We start from the raw sequence: 3,049 nt of genomic DNA, 5'->3' as shown, positions 1-3,049 counted from the left end.
CACTGGAAGCGTATCAGGCATATATGAATCGCGGGCAGATCATGGAAATCGGCGTACCGGGTCCGTAAAACTCATCATAAACTCCTAAAACCTTTGGACTAGATATGAAAATCAATCGACGAATTTTCATGATTCGTTCCCTGATCGGTACGTTTACTCTTGCCGCAGGTAACACCGCGCATTCCGAGACGCCAATGCTTCTTGAATCGGATTCCCAAGCCAGGAGTCTCGGCTATACGGAGGATTCAAGCAAAGTAGATATTGCGAAGGCTCCCAAATATTCTGCCGGACAAAAATGTGCCGAATGCCAGTGGTTCAGGCCGATGCCGGAGGCTTCGACGGGAACATGTGTCATTTTCTCTGGCAAGCGCGTTAATGGCAATGGCTGGTGTAAATCGTTTGTCCATAAGGAATAGCTCGGCAGCGTCGCCTGCTTGGCCGCCGCGTACGTCGATCTGCTGGACTGGCAGCATGCCGGGCAGGCGGCGGGTGTCCGGCGCGCGGAACGGGAATTCCGCCACCCACAGCTGAACCCGCTCGCAGAACTCTTCCTAGCAAGATTCCTTGACCAATGGCGACTTCCGGACCCTGGTGCTGACCTCATCCACGCACTGTGATTTATCAACGAATCACATCTGGGGAACGCGTAAGGTTGATACTCAATTGCCGAGAAAAACGCTTGGCCCCGCTTGCGAAAGAACAACCCTTCGTACGGTGAAATATCATGGAAACAAGTGATAACAAGAACGCTGCGATTGCGCGGCGTCACCCATCCAACTTTTCCGGGATGGCCAGCGCAGACCAGCTGGACGACGGTCCCGGCAGCGCATTGACCGGGCTTGGGACGCGCCGAAGGTTCATTGAAACGCTGGGATGGGCAGGCGCCACATTGGTGGCCGCGCCGCTGGCATCGCTGCTGTTTCCGGCGGCTAACGTTGCGAGCAATGCGGCGCAGGATTTCACCTTCGCAATCCTGGCCGACAGCCACACCATGGGGAAAAGAAATCCCGCGATGAAAAAGCGGCTGCTGGCGGCGACCAAACAGATCAATGCGATAAAGCCGGCGCCCGATTTCGTGATGTACCTGGGCGATGCGGTTCACGATGGCAATGTTGAGCAGTTCAAGTATTTCGAGGAAATCATCGCTACGCTCGAACCGAAGATTTTTTATCTGGCGGGAGAACACGATTGGTATCTGGACATGGGTGAATACTACATGCAGCACATGATAAGGCGCCCGACGCCATACTACTCATTCGATCACAAGGGGGCTCATGTCATGGCCCTTCACGGTTCCCATCTGAACGATTTCTGGAGCGCCCGCAAGCTAACACCGGAGGAACGGATGCAGGTTGCGGGCGATATCTCTGATACGACGCAGGGACCTTTCATTCTCGGCAAGAAGCAACTGGATTGGATGGAGAGGGACCTGGCGAATGTCCCAACTGATGCGCCTATATTAGTGTTCAGTCACGCTCCTTTGTACCACTATTACAAGCCCTGGAATTTCTGGGTGCAGGACGCGGCGGATGCTCACGCCATCTTCGCGCCCTTCAAAAACGTTCAGGTATTCCATGCGCATGTGCACCAGCTCGTTGAGCACCGCATCGCCAGGATAAAGTTTCACGGCATTCTGTCTACTTCCTGGCCGCACCCATATCCAGAGACCTACCACGCCCTGGGGTTGAGCGGCCAGATGCCGCGTTCGAATCCAGCCGAACCGTTCGACGGACTTGGATGGCATATCGGGCAGGTGCAGGCTAGCGGTTTCGTTAGCTGCGCGGATATTTTGTGGACCATGAATCCGCCGACCGCCTGACCGCGTTCAAGCGAAGCGATAAACGGTGAAGGGAGGGAATCATGAGGCCAACGTTAAATCGCGGGCAAATTATGGAAATCGGCGTGCCTGGTCCATGAGACTTGACATAGAAATCTTACCCTTGGCGGAGCTAGATATGACACTCAATCGCCGAATCTTTATGATTCAATCCTTGCTCGGCACGGTTTCACTTACGGTTGGTGACCAGGCACATACAGAGATTCCAGTGCTTTTTGAAGATGATTCCCAAGCCAGGAATCTCGGCTATAAAGAGGATTCGCGCAAAGTTGATACTGCGAAGTTTCCGAAATACTCTGCCGGGCAAAAATGTGCTGAATGTCAGTGGTTTAAAGCCCTGCCGGAGGGTTCGACGGGAACATGTGGTGTTTTTTCGGGCAAGCGCGTTAATCGCAACGGCTGGTGTAAGTCATTCGTCCATAAGGAATAGGTGAGCGACTTGCGGAGTTCAGAGGTTTGGGGACTGACCCGGCGGGACTCGGCGTCCCGGTCAGACCCGAATGCCGCTCAGTTAAGCCAGGCCTCAGTAACAAAAACCGTCGTGCCTGCCATTGTCAGGAACGACGTATTTGACGTTAACTTAGCGGCATCGAAGGTGGCGATCTCCGTCGGACCTGACCCCGGGGTTGACGACAACGCCAGAATCAAGCCGCACAAAAAAATGGCCACCCGAAGGTGGCCACTCTATTGGCTTAAAGCGCCGGCAAATTACATCATGCCGTCCATACCGCCCATGCCGCCCATACCACCCATGCCGCCCATACCGCCGCCAGCTGGCTTGTCTTCAGCCAGTTCGCACACCATCGCGTCGGTGGTCAGCATCAGGCCGGCGATCGACGCTGCGTTTTGCAGTGCCGAACGGGTGACCTTGGCTGGATCCAGCACGCCCATTTCAACCATGTCGCCGTAGGTGCCGTTGGCTGCGTTGTAACCGAAGTTACCCGTGCCCTGCAGAACCTTGGCCACCACGACCGAGGCTTCTTCGCCGGCGTTTTGAACGATCATGCGCAGTGGCTCTTCCATTGCGCGCAACACGATCTTGATGCCTGCTTCCTGGTCCGGATTGTCGCCTTTGATGTTGATGCTGGCACGTGCGCGCAGCAGGGCAACGCCGCCGCCAGGAACAATACCTTCTTCAACCGCGGCGCGGGTCGCGTGCAGCGCATCTTCGACGCGGGCTTTCTTCTCTTTCATTTCGACTTCGGTCGCAGC

The 3,049-nt window shown here is 55.3% G+C and carries 4 protein-coding genes; 3 read left to right on the top strand and 1 reads right to left on the bottom strand.

Features of this window, described 5'->3' with window-relative positions; all coding sequences use genetic code 11:
• Nucleotides 1-104 precede the first annotated feature (104 nt).
• From JWQ61_RS16035 to JWQ61_RS16025, 3 genes are all read left to right on the top strand, one after another.
• On the top strand, nt 105-416 hold the full coding sequence (locus JWQ61_RS16035; RefSeq protein WP_304361406.1) for a high-potential iron-sulfur protein: 312 nt from the start codon (nt 105-107) through the stop codon (nt 414-416).
• A 308-nt stretch (nt 417-724) separates the two neighbouring features.
• Nucleotides 725-1,819 carry a metallophosphoesterase gene (locus JWQ61_RS16030; protein ID WP_304361405.1) on the top strand — a complete coding sequence of 365 codons (1,095 nt, stop codon included), beginning with the start codon at nt 725-727 and terminating at the stop codon, nt 1,817-1,819.
• Nucleotides 1,820-1,955: 136 nt separating this feature from the next.
• Nucleotides 1,956-2,267: a high-potential iron-sulfur protein gene (locus tag JWQ61_RS16025; RefSeq protein WP_304361404.1), complete on the top strand. Its 312-nt coding sequence runs from the start codon at nt 1,956-1,958 to the stop codon at nt 2,265-2,267.
• Between the two features lie 278 nt (nt 2,268-2,545).
• Here JWQ61_RS16025 and JWQ61_RS16020 read toward each other — a convergent pair.
• Nucleotides 2,546-3,049, bottom strand: a 504-nt coding sequence (locus JWQ61_RS16020; RefSeq protein WP_304361403.1) for a TCP-1/cpn60 chaperonin family protein, incomplete at its 5' end; no start/stop codon positions are given.

Origin of the sequence: Collimonas fungivorans, from assembly GCF_028292705.1 — a bacterium.
GTDB lineage: Bacteria > Pseudomonadota > Gammaproteobacteria > Burkholderiales > Burkholderiaceae_D > Collimonas > Collimonas fungivorans_B.
This window is presented reverse-complemented; position numbering and strand designations above follow the sequence as displayed.

Excerpts from the sequence above, each read along its gene's own strand:
- JWQ61_RS16030 (WP_304361405.1), top strand. The coding sequence starts at position 725 with ATGGAAACAAGTGATAACAAGAACGCTGCGATTGCGCGGCGTCACCCA.
- JWQ61_RS16035 (WP_304361406.1), top strand. The coding sequence starts at position 105 with ATGAAAATCAATCGACGAATTTTCATGATTCGTTCCCTGATCGGTACG.
- JWQ61_RS16025 (WP_304361404.1), top strand. The coding sequence starts at position 1,956 with ATGACACTCAATCGCCGAATCTTTATGATTCAATCCTTGCTCGGCACG.